The organism is Arthrobacter sp. SPG23 (assembly GCF_000876655.1).
Lineage (GTDB): Bacteria > Actinomycetota > Actinomycetes > Actinomycetales > Micrococcaceae > Arthrobacter.
This window is the reverse complement of sequence record NZ_JYCN01000003.1, coordinates 22,092-40,036: the sequence shown is the minus strand read 5'-3', so window position 1 is coordinate 40,036 and position 17,945 is coordinate 22,092. Positions and strand designations below refer to the sequence as shown.

16 protein-coding genes and 1 pseudogene are annotated in these 17,945 nt (G+C 68.1%); 4 read left to right on the top strand and 13 right to left on the bottom strand.

The window, feature by feature from the left end:
- The first annotated feature begins 75 nt into the window (after window positions 1–75).
- Window positions 76–324 (top strand): hypothetical protein, encoded by a 249-nt coding sequence (locus TV39_RS01430; protein ID WP_043477312.1) that lies wholly within the window; start codon window positions 76–78, stop codon window positions 322–324.
- A gap of 22 nt (window positions 325–346) precedes the next feature.
- On the opposite strand, the gene TV39_RS21510 is transcribed toward TV39_RS01430, so the two are convergent.
- The 4 genes from TV39_RS21510 to TV39_RS01410 are packed head-to-tail and all read right to left on the bottom strand — an operon-like array spanning window position 347 to window position 2,253.
- Window positions 347–670: a hypothetical protein gene (locus TV39_RS21510; RefSeq protein ID WP_144406269.1), complete on the bottom strand. Its 324-nt coding sequence runs from the start codon at window positions 668–670 to the stop codon at window positions 347–349.
- 52 nt (window positions 671–722) lie between these two features.
- A complete protein-coding gene (locus TV39_RS01420) occupies window positions 723–1,034 on the bottom strand; it encodes an AzlD domain-containing protein (protein WP_043477309.1) in 312 nt (103 codons plus the stop codon).
- Window positions 1,031–1,795, bottom strand: coding sequence for an AzlC family ABC transporter permease (locus TV39_RS01415; RefSeq protein ID WP_043477432.1), 765 nt, complete (start codon window positions 1,793–1,795; stop codon window positions 1,031–1,033). The genes TV39_RS01420 and TV39_RS01415 overlap by 4 nt, the downstream gene beginning before the upstream one ends.
- Window positions 1,792–2,253 (bottom strand): DoxX family protein, encoded by a 462-nt coding sequence (locus tag TV39_RS01410; protein WP_043477306.1) that lies wholly within the window; start codon window positions 2,251–2,253, stop codon window positions 1,792–1,794. The genes TV39_RS01415 and TV39_RS01410 overlap by 4 nt, the downstream gene beginning before the upstream one ends.
- A gap of 162 nt (window positions 2,254–2,415) precedes the next feature.
- Between TV39_RS01410 and TV39_RS01405 the strand changes: the two genes are divergently transcribed.
- Window positions 2,416–3,324 carry an ABC transporter ATP-binding protein gene (locus tag TV39_RS01405; protein ID WP_043477303.1) on the top strand — a complete coding sequence of 303 codons (909 nt, stop codon included), beginning with the start codon at window positions 2,416–2,418 and terminating at the stop codon, window positions 3,322–3,324.
- Window positions 3,325–3,365: 41 nt separating this feature from the next.
- On the top strand, window positions 3,366–4,958 hold the full coding sequence (locus tag TV39_RS01400; RefSeq protein WP_043477300.1) for an ABC transporter permease: 1,593 nt from the start codon (window positions 3,366–3,368) through the stop codon (window positions 4,956–4,958).
- A gap of 81 nt (window positions 4,959–5,039) precedes the next feature.
- On the opposite strand, the gene TV39_RS01395 is transcribed toward TV39_RS01400, so the two are convergent.
- Complete coding sequence (locus TV39_RS01395) at window positions 5,040–5,939, bottom strand: glycerophosphodiester phosphodiesterase family protein (RefSeq protein WP_043477297.1); 900 nt, start codon at window positions 5,937–5,939, stop codon at window positions 5,040–5,042.
- A gap of 50 nt (window positions 5,940–5,989) precedes the next feature.
- Between TV39_RS01395 and TV39_RS01390 the strand changes: the two genes are divergently transcribed.
- Window positions 5,990–7,330 carry a DUF445 domain-containing protein gene (locus tag TV39_RS01390; protein ID WP_043477294.1) on the top strand — a complete coding sequence of 447 codons (1,341 nt, stop codon included), beginning with the start codon at window positions 5,990–5,992 and terminating at the stop codon, window positions 7,328–7,330.
- Window positions 7,331–7,349: 19 nt separating this feature from the next.
- Here the strand turns inward: TV39_RS01390 and TV39_RS01385 are convergent, their stop codons facing one another.
- The 8 genes and pseudogenes from TV39_RS01385 to TV39_RS01350 form a co-directional block, all read right to left on the bottom strand.
- Window positions 7,350–8,573, bottom strand: coding sequence for an MFS transporter (locus tag TV39_RS01385; protein ID WP_043477291.1), 1,224 nt, complete (start codon window positions 8,571–8,573; stop codon window positions 7,350–7,352).
- Between the two features lie 46 nt (window positions 8,574–8,619).
- A pseudogene (gene narI, locus TV39_RS01380) lies at window positions 8,620–9,403 on the bottom strand (respiratory nitrate reductase subunit gamma).
- 2 nt (window positions 9,404–9,405) lie between these two features.
- A complete protein-coding gene (gene narJ, locus TV39_RS01375; protein WP_043477288.1) occupies window positions 9,406–10,026 on the bottom strand; it encodes a nitrate reductase molybdenum cofactor assembly chaperone in 621 nt (206 codons plus the stop codon).
- Window positions 10,023–11,753: a nitrate reductase subunit beta gene (gene narH / locus TV39_RS01370; protein WP_043477285.1), complete on the bottom strand. Its 1,731-nt coding sequence runs from the start codon at window positions 11,751–11,753 to the stop codon at window positions 10,023–10,025. The genes narJ and narH overlap by 4 nt, the downstream gene beginning before the upstream one ends.
- On the bottom strand, window positions 11,753–15,463 hold the full coding sequence (locus TV39_RS01365; RefSeq protein ID WP_043477282.1) for a nitrate reductase subunit alpha: 3,711 nt from the start codon (window positions 15,461–15,463) through the stop codon (window positions 11,753–11,755). The genes narH and TV39_RS01365 overlap by 1 nt, the downstream gene beginning before the upstream one ends.
- Before the next feature lie 158 nt (window positions 15,464–15,621).
- Complete coding sequence (locus TV39_RS01360; protein ID WP_043477279.1) at window positions 15,622–16,371, bottom strand: LamB/YcsF family protein; 750 nt, start codon at window positions 16,369–16,371, stop codon at window positions 15,622–15,624.
- Entirely contained in the window at window positions 16,355–17,179 is an 825-nt protein-coding gene (locus tag TV39_RS01355) for a hypothetical protein (protein ID WP_043477276.1), read from the bottom strand. Before TV39_RS01355 ends, TV39_RS01360 begins: the two co-directional genes overlap by 17 nt.
- Before the next feature lie 104 nt (window positions 17,180–17,283).
- Window positions 17,284–17,874, bottom strand: a complete 591-nt coding sequence (locus TV39_RS01350; RefSeq protein ID WP_043477273.1) for a hypothetical protein — start codon at window positions 17,872–17,874, stop codon at window positions 17,284–17,286.
- Window positions 17,875–17,945 lie beyond the last annotated feature (71 nt).

The window sequence follows — 17,945 nt, the reverse complement described above, 5'->3', positions numbered from 1 at the left end:
CAGTCAGCCACGGTATCTCTTCTTGGAGTTCGACATGGTCTACGCACTACGTACAGTCCCCCTTCCGGTGCAGCAATGACACGCCAGCAGCTTGCCTTGCTCATGAACGGCGACGCCGACCCCTTGCTGGTAATTTCGGCGGCAAGCACGTCGGAACTGCAGGCCCTCACAGATGCCCTGTTCAGGGACCTGGATACGTCCCATCCGGTCTTTGGGGCGCAGGTCTGGTACGACCTCGCGCTGGAGGAGCTGGAAAACAGGAACAACGGAGCCTCCCCACAGGCCAACGGCTTGACCGGTACAGATTCGGTTGGCGCGGCCTAAGCCGCGTCATTCGGCAGCCGCGTCATTCGGCCGGCCTGCGGTCTTCCTCCTGTTTGTCCGGGTCCCTCTCCTCGGCTGCCGCCTCCGCCGCGGCGGACGCTTCGCCGCCGTCCGGGGCCTCGTCCTCATGGGCCGATTGCGTCTCCCGTTGATGGGCCTTCATGTGCTCTTCGTGCAGGTGGTCCGCCTCTTGGAGATGCTGCTGGAGTTTCTCCTCGGCGTCCCTGCGGCGGCGGGACATCTCGCGCATTTCGCGGGTGGATTCGGATCCCGGCGATGGCACGTAGGGCCTGGATTTAGGGTCTCTTTCGGCAGCAGGAACCGCGGGCGCTTGTTCTTCGCTCATGGTGGCATCCTGCCACAGCATGCCGGGCACTACTAGGGCCTAACGGCTGTCGTTAGCTCCAGCCCAGCATCCTGAGCCCGGCCGCCGCGCCAGCCCCTGCCAGGACAACCACCAGGAAGGGCGCCCGGAACCAGAGCGCAATCCCGGCCGCCGCGAGGGCGCCCATCCGGGCGTCAAACGCCAGCGCCTGGCCCGACGCCACCGCGTTCACAATGGTGAGCGAGGCAAGCAGGCCGATGGTCATGGTGCCGGCGATCCGGGACATCCGCGGGTTGCGCAGCAGGCTGGCAGGGACCAGATAGCCCAGAAGCTTCCAGGCGTAGCCAAAGAGGCAGGCCAGCAACAGCCACAGCCAAAGGTTCATTTCGCCGCACCTCCCGCATGGGGGTGCGGGCCTTCATCCCGGTGCTCGTGGTGGTCTTCGGCATAAGGGTCCACATCAGGCTCCAGGCCTTCGTCGCTGCGTCCGTGGCTGAACCAGCCGATCGCTGCGGCCACAAAAGCAGCGATCAGAATTGGAACTCCCGCGGGCACGAACGGCACCGCCAGTACCGTGGCCAGGGCGCACACCACGGCAATGGCCACCGGCTCGCGGCCCTTGAGCCGGGGCCAGAGCAGGCCCAGGAATGCCGCCACCGCGGCGCCGTCGAGTCCCCATTGCTTGGGATCACCGAGTGCGCCGCCCGCCAGCGCACCAACGGCCGTGAACACGTTCCACAGCACGAAGATGCCGATGCCCGCCGTCCAGAATCCGCGCTTCTGCTCCCCCGGGTCCGTCTGCCCGGTGCTGGTGGCGGTCGATTCGTCGATGGTGACGTGGGCCGCGGCGAACTTCCGCCACCCACGCGGCTGCAGCAGCGCATTGAGCTGCATGCCATAGATGCCGTTGCGCATGCCCAGGAGCGTGGCCGCGCCCATGGCGGCCACGCCCGATCCGCCGCCCGCCACCACACCAATGAACGCGAACTGCGATCCGCCGCTGAACAGCAGCAGGCTCAGTGCCATGGTCTGCCAGAAGTCCAGCCCGGACGTCACGCCCAGCGCCCCGAAGGAAATCCCGTACAGCCCCGTGGCGATGCTGATGGACAGCCCCACACGCACGGCCGGGGACTGGAGGAGCTTCACGCCCACTGGCCAACGGGGCCGGGAGCGGGTCTCCGCAGGCTCCAGGCCCAGAGGATGAGCGGCACCTGCAGCGGCAGCCGCACGGAATGCACCTTTCGCTGCCCAGCCGTGCCATCCGGCCCGTAGGCACGCCGCAGTGCGTCGACGTGCCCGGCAACGAACACCGTGAACATCGCGGTGACGCCCCACGCGGAGGCTCTGCGCGTGGCCGGGACGAGGAGTCCGACGGCGGCACCGGCCTCGAGCAGGCCGCTGAGCGCCACCCATTCGTCGCGGGTCATCACGGCACACGGGCCGTTGGGCCGGGCGCCGGAATCATCGCGGCACAGGAAATCGGGAACCATCTGGTGGAAGAACGCGGGATCGCGGAAGTGCTTCATGGCACTGGCCAGCAGCAGGGCGCTCAAGGCAGCCGCTGAAAGGGTCTGGGTGGCCCGGGCGGACCAGGTGAATGGCATGGATCCATGCAACCACAGCCGCGGACACCCCGGTAACCGCGGAGGTCCCGAAGGGAAAAGACAAAGGAGAAGACACTGGACGGATCCACAGGAGCGCGGAGCCGGCAGGGACAGGACTTTCCGCCCGTGTCAGGACGCGGAACCGGGCGTAGCTTGTTGACCATGAACAGCGTTGTGGAGATGACCGGCGTCGTAAAGCGCTTCGGAACCGTTACAGCCCTCGACGGCCTCGACTTCGAGGTGGCGGCGGGCGAGGTTCATGGCTTCCTGGGTCCCAACGGATCCGGAAAGTCCACTACCTTGCGGCTTCTGCTGGGCATGCTGCGCGCCAACTCGGGCTCGATCCGAGTGCTGGGTCTGGATCCCTGGCACGATGTTGCCACGCTGCACCGCCGGCTGGCGTACGTGCCCGGGGACGTTGCCCTGTGGCCGAACCTGACCGGCGGCGAGGTGATCGACCTGCTGGGGCGGCTCCAGGGCGGACACGACCGCGGCCGGCGTGACAGGCTTCTGCAGACCTTCGACCTCGACCCCACCAAGAAGTCGCGCACGTATTCCAAGGGCAACCGGCAAAAAGTCGCCCTGGTGGCCGCCCTGGCCACGGACGCCGAGCTCTTCCTCCTGGACGAGCCCACCAGCGGACTGGACCCGTTGATGGAGGAAGCCTTCCGCGGGTGCGTGCGCGAGCTGCGCGACCAGGGCCGCACGGTCCTGCTGAGCAGCCACATCCTCAGTGAGGCCGAGGCCCTCTCGGACAGGGTCAGTATCATCCGCGCCGGACGGGTGGTGGAGTCCGGCCCGCTCGAGCAGCTGCGGCACCTGACCCGCACGTCGGTCACGGCCGACGTCGCACGGGTGCCCGTGGGCCTGGATCTCCTGCCGGGCGTCCACGACCTGGTGGTGACGGACCATCGGGTCAGCGCGCAGGTGGACCCCGCGGGGCTGGGCCCGTTCCTGCAGGCCCTGACGGCCGCCGGGTTGCACGCCCTGACCAGCCAGCCGCCCACGCTGGAGGATCTTTTCCTGCGCCACTACGGGCCGGCCGGATCGTTCGAAGCGGCCAGGCAATGACCGGCACCGCGACAACAAGCCCCGCTAGGACCGGGCGGGCGATGGCCGGCACCCTGGCCGGCACCGGCGTCATGGTACGGCTCGCCCTCAGACGGGACCGCTGGATGTTGCCGCTGTGGATCCTGGGCTTCGCCCTGATTGCCTACTCGACGGCGGTGGCCGGCGCCGAGCTGTACCCGGATGAACCCAGCCGGGTGGCAGCCGCCACCGCCCTGAACGCCACGGCATCCATGGTGGCGCTCTTCGGGCGGATCTACGATCCGGCGTCGCTCGGCGCCCTTTCCCTGATCAAGTACACCGCCTTCATGACCGCCATCCTGGCCGTGCTCATGGTCATCCTCACCATCCGGCATACACGGGGGGACGAGGAAAGCGGGCGGTTGGAACTCCTCGGCGGCGGCCGGCTGGGACGCGACGCACCGCTGGTGTCCGCGCTGGCCATCAGCTTTGCCACCAGCATCCTGACCGGGCTGCTCTCGGCGGCCGCCCTTGCCGTTGGAGGCCTGCCGGGCAGCGGATCACTGGCCTTCGGACTGGGCTGGGCGGCCACCGGGATGGCCTACAGCACCGTGGCGGCTGTGGCGGCGCAGGTGACGGCCAGCGCCCGGGCCGCCACCGGCTTCAGCATCGGGGTCATTGCCGTCACCTACGGGCTGCGGGCGGTGGGCGATCTCGCCGAACCCGGCCCTTCAATGTGGTCCTGGCTCTCCCCGATCGGGTGGAACCAGCAGATCCGGGCCTATGCCGGGGACCACTGGTGGGTGCTCTCGTTGCCGCTGGCCCTTTGCGCTGCCCTTGTTCCTGTGGCGTTCTTCCTGCGGGCCCGGCGCGACCTCGGCGCCGGGCTGCGCGACGAGCGGCCCGGCCCCGCACGCGGCAAGCTCTCCGGCGTCCTGGGCCTGGCCGTGCGGCTGCAGTACCGCGTGCTGGTGGCGTGGTGCGTGGCCTTTGCCCTCTTCGGTGTGGTGATCGGCTCGCTGGTCGGTAATGTGGCGGACTTCCTGGCGTCGCCGGGTGCCCAGGACCTGATGCGTTCCCTGGGCGGCCGGCAGGCCCTCACCGACGCGTTCCTCGCCGCAGAGATCAGCATCATGGGCGTCCTCGCGGCGGCCTACGGAATTTCCGCCGCCAACCATCTCCGCAGCGAGGAATCGGCGGGGCATACCGAAGCCCTGCTGGGCACCGCCACCACGCGCATCCGCTGGGCCGGCAGCCACTTCACCGTGGCACTGGCCGGCGTGGGGCTGCTGCAGGTGCTGACCGGCGTCTCCATCGGCATTGGGGCCGCAGCGGCCCTCAACAACGCAGACCTGGTGGGCCGGTCCACCGTGGCGGCTTTGGCCCAGGTTCCGGCGGCGTGGGTGCTGACCAGTGCCGCCCTGGCGGTGTTCGGGTGGCTGCCCCGGATGACGGGGGCCGTCTGGGTGCTGCTGCTGGGACTGATTGCACTGGGTGAATTCGGTGTGCTCTGGAACGCTCCGGAATGGCTGATGGATCTCTCGCCGTTCCGGCACAGCCCGCTGCTTCCGGTGGACGCGGACGGAATCCCGGCGCTTGTTGCCCTCACGGCTGCGGCGGCGCTGCTCGGCGCGCTGGGATTCGCCGGCTGGCGGCGACGCGACCTTGCCGCCTGAAAGGTACGGAGGCGCCTGACGGAGGCGCCTGACGGAGGCGCCTGAACAGAGCCGGGGCCCCTGGACGGAGGCTCAGTCCGTTCAGCTGACGGGGTGTTTGCTGTCCGAAAGCCGGGCCAGCACCTGCGCCGGCCGGTTGGTAGTGATCTCGTGGATTCCCAGTTCCCGGCACAGCGCCACGTCCTCATCCGAATCCACGGTCCACACCCTGAACCTCCGGCCGGAATCCAGCCAGCGCTTCACGGTGCGGGCGTGGCGGCGGACGTACTCGATGCCCGGTCCTGCCAGCCGCACTTCGCAGTCGTTCAGGATCCGTTCGCCTTCCACCTGGGCCGCCCGCATGACGTTCGCCAACGCCCCGCCCGTGATGACTCCCAGGCCCAGTTCCTCGCGGATTTCCTCCGCGTTGACGTCATCCACCAGCTGGCAGACGAACTCGGCGTGAACGGTCTTGAGCAGGTGCTTCACGGAGTCCGGGCTGAAGCTCATGAAGGAGACGCTGATGTTGTCCACCTTCGAGGTGGCGGGATCCCAGCCTTCGGATTCCAGCACCTCCAGCACCCGGTCCTCCAGCTGCAGCAGGTAAGGGCTGGGGTGTTTGAGTTCGATGGCCAGCCCGATGTCCCGGCCCGCCTCGCGGAGGATGTCCAGCAGCTCCGGCAGCGTCAGGAGCTGGTCTGACTTCCCGCCGAACTCGAGGGGGATCCGGGCGCCCTTCCAGGAGGAAAAATCCAGCAGCCTCAGGTCATCGAGGGTCCGGTCGGCCACGGGGCCGGTGCCGTCCGAAGTGCGGTCCAGGTTCGCGTCATGCAGCAGGACCACGTTCTGGTCCCGGGTGAGGTGGACATCGCATTCCACTCCGTCGGCGCCGTCGGCGATGGCCTGCAGATAGGCGGCCCGGGTGTGTTCGGCGAAGGCGGCGCTGGCTCCCCGGTGGGCGTAGACCAGCGGCCGGGAGGAGGCGGACTCGTCGGTAGTCATGGTGACACGTTAGCGGACACCCGTGGCGGATGCGGGGCTAGGCTTGGCACATGCAGGTGAACAGTGAACAAACCACCCGTCCAGCGGCAGCCCGCCCGCCGCATGCCGGCCCACCCGCTACCGGTGCCGCCGTCGTACCTCCCCGTCCCGGCAGTGATGCCGAAAAAGCCGCCGCCCTGCGCAAGATGAAGCTCCTGGCGCTGGCGCTGCTGATTGTCATGGCGGTGATTTTCGTCGTTGCCTTCGCCCTGCAGAAGCAGTACCCGTGGTTGGAGTACGTGCGGGCCGCGGCGGAAGGCGGCATGGTGGGCGCCCTGGCGGACTGGTTCGCCGTGACGGCGCTGTTCAAGTACCCCATGGGGATCAAGATCCCGCACACGGCCATCATTCCGCGCCGCAAGGACCAGATCGGCGCGTCGCTGGGCGAGTTCGTGGAGACGAATTTCCTGTCCGAACAGGTGGTCCAGGAGAAGCTTGCCTCGGTGGACATCGCGCGGAAGGCCGGTGCGTGGTTGTCCGGACCCAGCGGCGCCGAGCGCGTGGCCAAGGAGGGCGCCGCCGTCATCCGCGGCGCGTTCAAGGTATTGAACGACGACGACGTCCAGGCCGTGATCGAGTCAATGGTCCGCAAGCATCTGCTCACTCCGCCGTGGGGGCCTCCGGTGGGCAGGCTCGCCGAGCGGATCTTCGCCGACGGGCACCATCACACCCTGGTGGACCTGCTGGTGGACCGCACGGTGGACTGGGTCCGGGACAACCATGAAACCGTCAGCAGGCTGGTCTCGGACCGGTCCCCGCAGTGGGTTCCGCAGTTCGTGGACGGCCTCGTGGGCGACAAGGTGTACGTGGAAATCCTCAAGTTCACCAAAGCCGTGCAGGCCGACCCGCAGCACCAGGTCCGGCAGTCCATCGACACCTACCTCACCTCGCTCGCGCAGGACCTGCAGCACGATCCGGTGATGATCGCCCGGGCCGAAGGCATCAAGGCGCAGGTCCTGGGCGACCCCGAGGTACGGGAGCTGGCATCCCGCACCTGGGGCACCATCAAAGCGGCGCTGCTCGGCGCCGTCGACGATCCGCACAGCGAACTGACCGTCAAATTCAAGGCCGCCGTGCACGACTTCGGCACCCGGCTGGTGGTGGACCCCGAACTGGCGGGCAAGGTCAACGCGTGGATCGGTGACGCCGCGGGCTACCTGGTGAAGACGTACCGCTCGGACATCGCCGGCGTGATCACGGATACGGTGGCGCGCTGGGATGCCGAGGAGACCTCGCAGAAGATCGAGCTTCAGGTGGGCAAGGACCTGCAGTTCATCCGGATCAACGGCACCGTGGTGGGCGCCCTGGCCGGGCTGGCCATCTTCACGGCGGCGCACCTGGTCTTCGGCTGACCCCCCCCCCAGCGCGAAGCTACGCAGGCACGGCCTTTGTCCTGGTCCGGCCCTGCACGGCGAATACAGTGAAGGCCAGTGCCACGATGGCCGTGACCACCAGCAGGAGCAGCCCGATCGAATAGCTGCGGCTGGCGGCGTCGTACGTCGCGCCCATTACCAGCGGCGGAAAGTAGCCGCCCAGGCCGCCGGCCGCGCTGACCACTCCGCTGATGCTGCCCACTTTCCCGTGCGGAGCCAGCACGCCCACCCAGGCGAACACCCCGCCCGTCCCAAGTCCCAGGGCGGCCGCCATGGCGACGAAGGTCAGGCCGGCCGGGACCTCGCCGTCGGGCTGCAGGTTCACCACCCACGCGAGGACTGCGACGGCGGTGAGCGAGGTGATCACCACCGGTTTGGGCCCGAGCTTGTCCGCGAGCACGCCGCCCACCGGCCGTGCCAGGACGGCCGCCAGGGCGAACCCTGCCGTGCGGGCACCGGCGCCGCTGGGATCGAAGCTGTACACGTCCCGCAGGTAGGTGGGCAGGTAGGTGGCGAAGGAGACGAAGCCGCCGAAGACCACCGCGTAGAGGAAGCACATCTTCCAGGTGATCGGTGTCTTGGCGGCGTCCAGGAGCTTGGGCAGCACGGGGGCGTTGCTGCGGGTCCAGCCCGGGGATTCCTTCATCAGGAACCAGACCAGGACAGCCATGACGGCGAGGACCCCGGCGATCAGCAGGTGCGTGGGGACGTACCCGATCCCGGCGACGAGCCGGGGGTTCAGGAAGGCGGCCAGCGCCGTTCCGCCCATGCCGGCCCCAAAGACGCCGGTGGCGAAGCCCCGCCGGGACGGTTCGTACCACGCGCTGACAAAGGGGATTCCGACTGCGAACACGGTTCCGGCGACGCCGAGCAGCAGGCCGGCGCCCAGCACCAGCGGGAAGGAGCGCAGGGTGCCGCCGGCGGACACGAGCAGGATCGGCAGGATGGAGGCGAGCAGCACGAAGGTGAACATCGCCCGGCCGCCGTACTTGTCCGTCAGGGCGCCCACGACGATCCGCCCCAGCGAGCCGACGAACACCGGCATGGCGACCAGGACGCCGGTGGTGGCCGGGTTGAGCTGCAGGTTCTGCGTGTAGAAGGCGCCGAGGGTGGCCACGGAATTCCAGGCCCAGAAGCCTGCCACGGACGCCGCGGTGGCCAGCACCAGGTTCAGGGTCCGGCCCGTGGAGGCGGACGTCGGGGACGGTGCTGTTCCAGCCACAGTTCACTCCTTCGGATTCGGCCGGCTTTGGATTCAGCCGGCCACTTCAGCGGTTACGGGTATCCCTGTCCTTAGTACCCACGGGCGACCAGCCGCGCCGGACCGCAACATCCCGTGAGCGGTACACGATGTAGGGGCGGAAGAGGTAGTGCAGCGGCGCCGTGAAGGCGTGGACCAGACGGGTGAACGGCCAGATGACGAACAGTGCCATGCCCACCAGCGTGTGCAGGTGGAAGGAGAACGGCGCCCCCGCCATGGCCGCGATGTCCGGCTGGAGGATGAACAGCGAGCGGAACCACGGGGCCACGGTCTCGCGGTAATTGTGCCCGTGCTCGCCCTCGAAAACGCTGGCCAGGGTGGTCCAGAGGCCGAACACGATGGCGGCGGTGAGAACCACGTACATGGTCTTGTCGTTCGTGGTGGTGGCCATGAACACGGGTCCGGTGGTGCGGCGGCGATAGATCAGCAGGAGGATGCCGCCGAGCGTCCACCACCCCCGCAATCCCGCCCACAAACAGCGCGTTGAAGTGGTAGAAATCCTGGCTCATTCCCACTGCCTGCGTCCAGGCCATCGGGATGACCAGGCCGAAGAAATGCCCGGCAATCACGGCCAGCAGCCCGAAGTGGAACAGTGGCGAGGCAATCCGGAGCAGCTTGGATTCGTAAAGCTGCGAGGACCTGGTGGTCCAGCCGAACTGGTCGTACTTGTAGCGCCACACGAGGCCGCCTACCAGCACCACCACCATGAGGTACGGCAGGACGCCCCAGAGGACCGTGTCCAGTGCGGAAATTTCGACGGCGGATCCGGGCTCCGCTTCGAATGCCGGCATGGTCAGGCCCCCTTCACGGGCAGGAGTCGCGGATCGTAGGGGTCCAGTCCCACCGCTTCGGTGGGCGGCCCGTAGCCGGCCATCCGCATCACGGCCTGCTCATCCGCGGGCGATTTCCCGGGCAGCGTGGCGCACACGGCCTGCAGGACCCGGGCGTGCGGCAGCCCGTCCCGCAGCAGCCCGAAACGGAGCATCTCCAGGCTCGCGCGGAAACGGGTCAGCAGCTCCCGCCCGGCGGCGAGCTCCACCACGGCGGCGTATTCCAGGACCATGGGCAGGTAGTCCGGCAGTTCGCCGTGGGTGTCCACCAGGATGTCGCTTTGCCGGTAGGCCTTCTTGAAGTTGCCCAGCACCTCGCCGCGGCGCCGGGTGTCCCCGTCCGTCCAGTAGCTCAGGTGCAGGGCGTGGCGCTTGCCGAGGTCGAATTCACGGACGTAGTGGGCCTGCACCTCCATGGGGGGCGTGGATTCCAGGAGCTCCAGCACCGCCGCGAAGTCAGCGACGGCGCCGGGGAACTCTCCCAGCGCGGCCCGCATGAGCGGCACCCTGCCGATCAGTTCCTCGTCCGGGTAGGACAGGCACCAGGCCGCTGCGAGGTAGACCACCTGCTGGCGCCGGCTCACGGCTGGTCCCCTGCCGCCGGGGTGCCAGCCGCAGCTGTGCTGCCAGCCCCGGGCGTGTGCTTGTCCGGAAAGAGCGCTTTTTCCGGGAACAACCCCGGCGGCGCCCCGGTGCCGTCCCAGTTGAGCAGGTTCACCCTGCCGCGCAGGGTGGTTTCACCCGGCGCGGACTCGGACGTCTGGCGGTCCTTCAGCGCGTTGAAGGTTTCCACCGCCACCGGAACGGGCCGGCCGCTGGCCTCGCCGAACGGGGAGGAGTCCTGCATGCCGGGGCCGCCGTCGAAATCCAAGGAGCAGCCCATCTCCTCCAGGTCGTGGGCCTGCTCCACGTGGGCCTTGGGGATGACGTAGCGCTCGTCGTACTTGGCGATCGCCATCAGCCGGTACATCTCGTACATGGTCTGGCCGTCCATGCCCACGGCCTCGGGAATGGAGTCGTCGGGGTCGTTGCCCAGGCTGATGCCGCGCATGAAGGACCGCATGGCGGCGAGCTTCTTCAGGACCGCCGTGACCCTGTCCGCGTCCCCGGCGGTGAAGAGTTCGGCGAGGTATTCCACCGGGATGCGCAGCGCGTCGATGGCGCCGAAAAGGTTGCCGTGATCCTCGCCGTCGTGCCCCTGGTCCCGCAGCAGGTCCACCACGGGTGAGAGCGGCGGCACGTACCAGACCATCGGCATGGTCCGGTATTCCGGGTGCAGCGGCAGGGCCACCTTGTAGACCTTCGCGAGGGCGTACACCGGCGAGCGCCGGGCGGCGTCAATCCAGTCCTCCGGAATGCCCTGAGCCCGGGCCTCGGCCTGGACGGCGGGGTCGTTCGGGTCCAGCAGCACGTCCATCTGGGCGTCGTAGAGTTCCTTCGGGTCGGTGACGGCGGCCGCGGCGGTGACGGCGTCGGCGTCGTACAGGAACAGCCCCAGGTACCGCAGCCGGCCCACGCAGGTCTCCGAGCAGACCGTCGGGAGTCCCACCTCAACGCGCGGGTAGCAAAAGGTGCACTTCTCGGCCTTGCCGGTCTTGTGGTTGAAGTAGATCTTCTTGTACGGGCAGCCGGTGACGCACTGCCGCCAGCCGCGGCATTTGTCCTGGTCCACCAGGACAATCCCGTCCTCCACCCGCTTGTAGATGGCGCCGGAGGGGCAGGATGCCATGCAGGAGGGGTTCAGGCAGTGCTCGCAGATCCGCGGCAGGTAGAACATGAAGGTCTGCTCGTAGGCGAACTTGATCTTGTCCTCGGACTCGCGGCGCACCTTTTCGACGATGGGGTCCAGATGGCCGTTTTCGGTAGACCCGCCAAGGTCGTCGTCCCAGTTCGCGGACCAGGTGATCTTCGTGTCCTTGCCGGTGATCAGGGACTTGGGCCGGGCCACCGGGAAGTCGTCGCCGAGCGGCGCGTCCACGAGGGTCTTGTAATCGTAGGTCCACGGCTCGTAGTAGTCCTTGAGCTCGGGCTGGACGGGGCTGGCGAAGATCCCCAGGAGCTTCTTCACCCGGCCGCCGGCCTTGAGCACCAGCTTGCCGCGCTTGTTCAGCACCCAGCCGCCGTGCCACCGCTCCTGGTCCTCGTAACGGCGCGGATACCCCTGGCCGGGGCGGGTTTCCACGTTGTTGAACCAGACGTATTCGGTGCCCGCACGGTTGGTCCAGGCCTGCTTGCAGGTCACGGAACACGTGTGGCAGCCGATGCATTTGTCCAGGTTCATAACCATGCCCATTTGAGCCATGACACGCATCAGTACTGCACCTCCTGGGAACGACGGCGGACGGTGGCAACCATGTCGCGCTGGTTCCCGGTGGGGCCAAGGTAGTTGAACGCGTAGGCCAGCTGGGCGTAGCCGCCGATCAGGTGCGAGGGTTTGACCAGCAGCCGGGTCACGGAGTTGTGGATGCCGCCGCGCCTGCCGGTGGCCTCGGACTTCGGCACGTCGATGGTGCGTTCCTGTGCGTGGTGGACGTAGACCACCCCGGCCGGCATCCGGTGGCTGACGATGGCCCGGGCCACCAGGACGCCGTTGATGTTCAGGCACTCCACCCAGTCGTTGTCCTTGACCTGGATCGCCTCGGCGTCGGCGGGACTCATCCAGACCGTGGGGCCGCCGCGGGACAACGAGAGCATCAGCAGGTTGTCCTGGTACTCGGAGTGGATGGACCACTTCGAGTGCGGCGTCAGGTAGCGGACCACCACTTCCATGGACCCGTCCCTGCCGAGTTTGGGTTCGCCGAAGAGCCGGTGCATGTCCAGCGGCGGCCGGTAGATCGGCAGCGCCTCGCCGATGTCGATCATCCAGTCATGGTCGAGGAAGAAGTGCATCCGCCCCGTCAGCGTGTGGAAGGGTTTGAGCCGTTCGATGTTGATGGTGAACGGGGCGTAGCGCCGGCCCCCGGTCTCCGAACCGGACCATTCCGGGGAGGTGATCACCGGAACCGGGCCCGCCTGGGTCTGGGCGAAGGTGATGAACTTTTCCTCCGAGCCCTCGGACAGGTCGGCCAGCTTCCGGCCGGTCCGGACTTCCAGGTCCTTGAAGCCCTGCACGGACAGCGCACCGTTGGTGGTGCCGGAGAAAGCCAGGATCGCTTCGGCCATTTTCGCGTCGGTATCGATCGCCGGCCGGCCGTCCGCGGCGCCGCCGAGCATCACGCCGTTGGACCGGCTGAGCCGGTCCAGCGGCCCGGCGAGTTTGTAGGTGACGTTCTTGACCGTGAAGCCCAGCTTGTCCGCGAGCGGCCCGACGGCGGCCAGCTTGTCCGCGATGGCCGTGTAATCCCGCTCCACCACGGAAAAGATGGGCATGTTCTGCCCCGGCACCGCAGGGATGGACGTCTCCCGCCAGTCCCGCACGATCCCGCCGGGCTGGGCGAGCTGTCCGGGGGTGTCGTGCTGCAAGGGCACGCTGACCAGGTCCCGGCGGACGCCGAGATGGGTCCTGGCCTGCCGGGAGAACTCCCTGGCCAGCAGGTGGAACATGTCGAAATCTGTCTTGGTCTCCCATGGCGGGTCGATCGCCGGGCTGAACGCATGCACAAAGGGGTGCATGTCGGTGGATGACAGGTCGTGCTTCTCGTACCAGGTGGCAGCCGGGAACACGACGTCGGACAGCAGGGTGGTGGAGGTCATCCGGAAGTCCGCGGAGACCAGCAGGTCCAGCTTCCCTTCCGGCGCCTGCTCGTGCCATTTCACGTCCCGGGGCTTGAGCCCTTCGGCGTGGTCCTTGCCCAGCACGTTGTTATGGGTGCCCAGCAGGTTCCGCAGGAAGTACTCGTTGCCCTTGGCCGAGGAGCCGAAGAGGTTGGAGCGCCACAGCACCAAGGTCCGCGGCCAGTTTTCCGGAGCGTCCACGTCCTCGATCGCGGGGTTCAGGGTGCGGTTCTTGAGGGCGTCCGCGATGTAGCCGGGGGTGTCCTGGGCGGTTCCTGCGGCGACGGCGGCTTCGGCCTCGTCCGCGAGGTCCAGGGGGTTGCGGTCGAACTGCGGGTAGAACGGCATCCAGCCGAGCCGGGCGGACTGGGCCAGTGCGTCCGCGGTGTGCATGCCGTCCAGGGCTCCCGTGGACAGCGGGGACTTCAGCGCATCCGCGGAGTAGCCGTCCTGCCGCCACTGGTCCGTGTGCATGTACCAGTAGCCGGTGCCGATCATGGTCCGGGGCGGCCGGGACCAGTCCAGCGCGTTGGCCAGCGACAGCCAGCCGGTGACGGGGCGGGTCTTTTCCTGCCCCACGTAGTGCGCCCAGCCGCCGCCGTTGCGGCCCATGCAGCCGGTCAGCATCACCAGGGCCAGCACGGCCCGGTAGGTGGTGTCGCCGTGGAACCACTGGCAGATCCCGGCGCCCATGATGATCATGGACCGGCCTTTCGACTGCTCGGCATTCCGCGCGAACTCCCGCGCCACCCGGATGCAGGCCTGCGCCGGAACGGACGTGATCTCCTCCTGCCAGGCCGGGGTGTAGGGCGTCGCCGCGTCGTCGTAGCCGGCGGCCCAGTCCCCCGGAAGCCCTTCGCGGCCCACGCCGTACTGGGCAAGCATCAGGTCGAACACCGTGGTGACCAGCTGGCCTTCGACCTCGAGGACAGGCACGCCGCGGCGCAGCACGCTGCCCTCGCCGCCGGCATCCTCGAAGCACGGCAGCAGGATTTCCGCGCTTTCCCCGGACACCTCACGGAGGGACAACGCGGGCTCGATTCCTTCGAGGTCAAGGTTCCATTTGCCCTCGCCGCTGCCCGAATAACGGAACCCCATCGAGCCGTTGGGCACCGCCGTCCGGCTGGTCTTCTTGTCGAACAGCACAGTGCGGAACGCGGCGTCCTCAGCCCCGGCTTCGGCGGGGAGGTCCTTGGCGGTGAGGAATTTCGACGGCGTCAGCGCGCCGTCGTCGTTCCTTTCCAGCCGGACCAGGAACGGAAGGTCCGTGTACTGCCGGACGTAATCGGTGAAGAACGGGACCTCACGGTCCACGAAGAACTCCTTGAGCATGACGTGCCCCATGGCCATGGCCAGCGCGGCGTCCGTTCCGGCCTGGGCGGGGAGCCATTCGTCGGCGAACTTCGTGTTGTCCGCATAGTCCGGGCTGACCGTGACCACCTTGGTGCCGCGGTACCGTACCTCCGCCATCCAGTGCGCGTCCGGGGTCCGCGTGACCGGGACGTTGGAGCCCCACATCATGAGGTAGCGCGCATCCCACCAGTCACCGGACTCCGGGACGTCGGTCTGGTCGCCGAAGACCTGCGGACTGGCCACGGGCAGGTCCGCGTACCAGTCGTAGAAGGACGTCATCACCCCGCCGATCAGCTGGATGAAGCGGGTCCCCACGGCGTGCGAGACCATGGACATCGCGGGAATGGGCGAAAAGCCGGCGCAGCGGTCCGGGCCGTAGGTCTTGATGGTATTGACGTGCGCGGCGGCCGCGATTTCCACCGCCTCCTGCCAGGAGACACGCACCAGGCCGCCCTTGCCGCGGGCCTGCTGGTAGCGGCGCCGCCTGTCCGGGTCAGCCGCTATCTCGGCGAAGGCGAGAACCGGGTCGCCCAGCCGGGCCTTCGCCTCACGGTACATCTCCACGAGGACACCCCGGGCGTAGGGGAACCGGACCCGGGTGGGAGAGTAGGTGTACCAGGAAAAGGCCGCCCCGCGCGGGCAGCCTCTTGGTTCGTATTCCGGGCTGTCCGGGCCCACCGAGGGATAGTCGGTCTGCTGCGACTCCCAGGTGATGATGCCGTCCTTGACGTACACCTTCCAGGAACAGGAGCCGGTGCAGTTCACCCCGTGCGTGGAGCGGACCACCTTGTCGTGGCTCCAGCGGTCGCGGTAGAAGATATCGCCCTTGCGTCCGCCCTCCCGGAACACCGCCCTGCCGTCGTCGGTCTGGTCCCATTTGGTGAAGAAACGGCCCAGCTTCAACATTGCATCTGATGCGGGTCCATCTAACCCCGCATGGGGTCCGGCAGCCATCCCCTCAAGCTAGGTGGCAGGTTCAAGCCCCCGATAGGGCCGAACGGCACTAGCCCTCCCCCTAGGAAGCGCGAACGGACACTTAAGCACCGCTCCCGAGCTCCCACGAAGGGCCGCAAGTGTCCGTTCGCGCTCATCGGAGCGGGGAAGGCGGATCGTCAGGCGAAGGGTTCGATCTCCACGCCGGCTGCTTCAAGCGCCTTGCGGACGGCGGTGGCCGTCTCCACCGAGCCGGGAGTATCGCCGTGAAGGCAGAGCGAATGCGGCTGCAGCCTGATCACGGTTCCGTCCACGGCTTCCACTTCACCATGCACGGCAAGGCGGACGGCACGTTCTGCGATCTCTCCGGCGTCCTCCAGCAGGGCACCGTCCTGGGAGCGCGGCACCAGTGTACCGTCCGGGAAGTAGGCGCGGTCAGCGAAGGCCTCGTGGAACACAGGGTGCCCGGCCTCCGCGGCGGCGGACAGGAGCGCGGACCCCTGCTGCCCCAGGATGGGCAGCCCGGGATCGTAGGCCTGGACGGCTGCGATCACGGCGGAGGCCTGCTCGGCATCGTGTACCGTGCGGTCGTACAGCGCGCCGTGGGCCTTGACGAAATCCACCGAGGCCCCGACGGCGTGCGCCACGCCGTCGAGCGCACCGAGCTGGTACAGCACGGCCCCGAAAAGGTCGTCGAAGGTCATGTCGATGGACCGCAGGCCAAAGCCGGGGAGGTCCGGATAACCGACGTGGGCGCCCACGCGGACGTCCAGCTCATAGGCCGCCCGGCAGGTGTCCAGCATGGTGACCGGGTCACCGGCGTGCAGGCCGCAGGCCACGCTGGCGCTGGTGATGAGCGGGAACATGGCGGCGTCATCCCCCATGGTCCAGGAGCCGAAGGACTCCCCCAGGTCAGCGTTCAGATCCAATGAGTCCGCCTTTCACGGTTGAGTCCGCACCGGGGGTGTTTGCGGCGGGCGCGCCGGCGGCCAGTTCACCGGGAATTGTGTCCGGCATGGGGCCAAACGCCTCCTTGGCGCTTGCGACGACGGCGCGTCCCATCACGCGGTTGCCCACGCCGCCCACCACGGCTCCGACGCCGAACGGCAGTGCACGGCCCAGGAGCGCGGTCCCCTGCCGCTGCAGGAGGTTGCGGAGGAACGCGCGCTGGATCCGGTCCCGCACCGACCCGAAACCGGGGAAGGACGTCTTGCGGGCGAACACGGAACCCCAGGCGTCGGTGGGACCCTTGCTGCGGCCCGCGGCCTGGCCGCTGAGGCTCCCCAGGAGGGCAGTCCCTTCCTCGCCCAGCATGATGGCCATGACCATGAGGCCGGCTTTTTCGGGATCGACCATGCGGATGCCGTGCAGTTCGGCCAGGGACGTTGCGTACAGTGCGGTGGCTTCCAGGAAGCCGACGGTCGCAGCCGCCGAGAGGCCCAGCGCGGCGACTGTGCCGACCCCGGGGATGACGGCGGATCCGCCCACCAGTGCTCCGCCGCCGGTCACGGCGAGCAGGTAGTCGCGCTCCAGTTTTTCTGCCAGCTGCGCCGCCGTGGCACGCGGGTTCCTCCGCTGGAGGCGCCGGAGGTTGGCGAGCACCAGCGGGCGCTGGATTTCGACCGCACGCAGCATCATGTTGTGCAGTCCGGGCTTTGGCTTGCCCTCGGAGTCGAACACCGCCTTGTGCGCGGTCTTTTGTGCAATTCTCATTGCCGGGTTCTTCCGCATGGCCATCGTCACCTTTCCTGGAACGGGATCAAGCCGCCGGAGCAACCGTGGTCACTCCGGACGGGGACAGCGCGTGGCCGGCCCCTCACCCTTAACACTAAGCTACCTTGCTACATCACCCAGGATTCGGCCACCGCTATGTACGCTGACGACGACGGCCCCCGGGGTCCGGGATACACCGAGGGGGCGCCGGGCCATTCCACCCCGAACTCCGACAGCCGGCCCGTGCTGCACGGCAGGTACACGTTGCTCAGGCCGGCGCTGTTTCCGCCGAGCTGGAAGTCGGGCGCCAGGAACTGGCGCCGGTCCAGGACGCCGCTGATCTCCAGCTCCGCCTTGCCCCCGACGGCCCGGAAGCCGCGCTCGATGTCCAGTTCGACGTCGAACTCGTCCTGGGTGTGGGTGATGTCGACCAGCGGGAACCGGGCTGCCTCCGGAAAGTAGCAGGTCAGTTCCTTGGCCAGGGTTTCGGCGAAGTAGCCGTTGGAGCCGTAGCTGCGCCAGCCCTGGCGGGTTGCGATGAGCAGGGCGTTGCCGGCGCCCCATTTGGACCATTCGGCCATCCAGAAGGAGGCGAAGCAGCTGGCAGGTTCGCCGGGGATGTGGACGCCGTCACGGTTCACCGGATGCAGTGCAAGTCCCGGGTTGCTGCCGATGAATGCCATGCTGCGGCGCCAGGTGCCTGCCGGACTGTTCCCCATCCGCTGAGCCTAACGGGGCAGTGGCGAAAATGGTGCCTGCGGGCGCGGCGGCGCGGCCGGAGGAGCAGGCC

Coding starts and splice junctions, on each gene's coding strand:
- TV39_RS01430 (WP_043477312.1), top strand. CDS start 76: ATGACACGCCAGCAGCTTGCCTTGCTCATGAACGGCGACGCCGACCCC.
- TV39_RS21510 (WP_144406269.1), bottom strand. CDS start 670: ATGAGCGAAGAACAAGCGCCCGCGGTTCCTGCTGCCGAAAGAGACCCT.
- TV39_RS01420 (WP_043477309.1), bottom strand. CDS start 1,034: ATGAACCTTTGGCTGTGGCTGTTGCTGGCCTGCCTCTTTGGCTACGCC.
- TV39_RS01410 (WP_043477306.1), bottom strand. CDS start 2,253: ATGCCATTCACCTGGTCCGCCCGGGCCACCCAGACCCTTTCAGCGGCT.
- TV39_RS01405 (WP_043477303.1), top strand. CDS start 2,416: ATGAACAGCGTTGTGGAGATGACCGGCGTCGTAAAGCGCTTCGGAACC.
- TV39_RS01400 (WP_043477300.1), top strand. CDS start 3,366: ATGGCCGGCACCCTGGCCGGCACCGGCGTCATGGTACGGCTCGCCCTC.
- TV39_RS01395 (WP_043477297.1), bottom strand. CDS start 5,939: ATGACTACCGACGAGTCCGCCTCCTCCCGGCCGCTGGTCTACGCCCAC.
- TV39_RS01390 (WP_043477294.1), top strand. CDS start 5,990: ATGCAGGTGAACAGTGAACAAACCACCCGTCCAGCGGCAGCCCGCCCG.
- narH (WP_043477285.1), bottom strand. CDS start 11,753: ATGCGTGTCATGGCTCAAATGGGCATGGTTATGAACCTGGACAAATGC.
- TV39_RS01365 (WP_043477282.1), bottom strand. CDS start 15,463: ATGGCTGCCGGACCCCATGCGGGGTTAGATGGACCCGCATCAGATGCA.
- TV39_RS01355 (WP_043477276.1), bottom strand. CDS start 17,179: ATGGCCATGCGGAAGAACCCGGCAATGAGAATTGCACAAAAGACCGCG.
- TV39_RS01350 (WP_043477273.1), bottom strand. CDS start 17,874: ATGGGGAACAGTCCGGCAGGCACCTGGCGCCGCAGCATGGCATTCATC.